This window comes from Vibrio sp. D173a (assembly GCF_030248475.1).
In genome coordinates, this window is record NZ_JAHGAH010000480.1 from 1 (window position 1) to 1,136 (window position 1,136).

A 1,136-nucleotide genomic window follows, 5' to 3' on the forward strand; every position below is an offset into this window, starting at 1 on the left:
GGAAATCAATTTGAATAGAAGGAATATCAAGCTTGTAATCGATCTGACCTAATACCGTCGCGTGACCAGACACCGTTGATTTCGTAATAGAGACCGATGTAGCGTTCTCCGCTGTACCTTGGTGGTTCAGCTGGCTTAACTCAAGATTGAAGCTGGTGTTGCCATTCAGCTCTGTGCTTGTTGTTAACGTCAGTGGTAGGTTTGGCTGGTCTTCTAGTGTCGACAGTGCATCAAGGCCAATCAGACCATGGCTAACGTCACTGTTCACAATGTACTCACTCGGTAAGCCATCAATTTCCAACTGCTCTTTTAAGCTCTCATCAACAACCGTAATGCGTGTTTTAACATTCGATGAGAAGTAACCGCGGTCGTAGTCGACAATTTCAGCCTGAATGCTAGAACTGTTTAATGTTGCGATACCATCTGTAATCGCATTCTGTCCAATCTGACCAACGGCTAGCGGCCAACAGAGTGCTAATGAAATAGCGCCGCCGATGGCACCAATTTTTCTAAGCTGTTCCATGTGTTCTCTTTAATTACGATCGTTTGTATTACTCAGTCTAACCTAACAATAGCATTCAGGAAACATTGAGTTAAATCAGTCTATTGCCTGATACTTCAATCAGCTCGGCAAATTACTAACTAGCTCTCATCCTTTACTGACGCATATTGATATTCTAATGCTAGGGAAGTCATTGAGGGAAAAATGTGAATCAATACGCTGTGATTTGTTTAGATAATAATCCTGTTAGCATTGAGCGAATAAGGATCGAACTCGCCCCACTTTCGGCGGCGTTCGATATCTATACGGCTGAGGATCTCGACGAAGCGCATCAGGCTCTGCGAGACATTCACGACAACCATCAAACTGTCGCTCTAGTGATTACACACCACCATTCTCAATTCGATGGCGTGAAGTTTCTTATTGAGCTAGAGCAGTTACCCCATACTAATACTGCGCGCACTATTTTGGTTAGCGCATCGTCAGATATCCAAATTATTTTAACCGCAGTTAATGAAGGACGTCTGAATCACTGTTTGACGAAGCCCGTGCCTGATCAAGTGCTGTTCAAATCTGCACAGAAGGAGCTCACCTCTTTCATCATAAAGTACGCGTCCGATGACCTGCTTGCCTA

Annotated in this window: 1 protein-coding gene and 1 pseudogene; one reads left to right on the forward strand and one right to left on the reverse strand. The window is 44.0% G+C overall.

Going from position 1 to position 1,136, the window contains the following annotated elements:
• A partial coding sequence (locus KIV40_RS26900; protein WP_285352231.1) for a DUF945 family protein occupies window positions 1–523 on the reverse strand: 523 nt, incomplete at its 3' end.
• Window positions 524–708: 185 nt separating this feature from the next.
• Between KIV40_RS26900 and KIV40_RS26905 the strand changes: the two are divergent.
• Window positions 709–1,136, forward strand: a pseudogene (locus KIV40_RS26905) (ATPase); the annotation flags it as partial.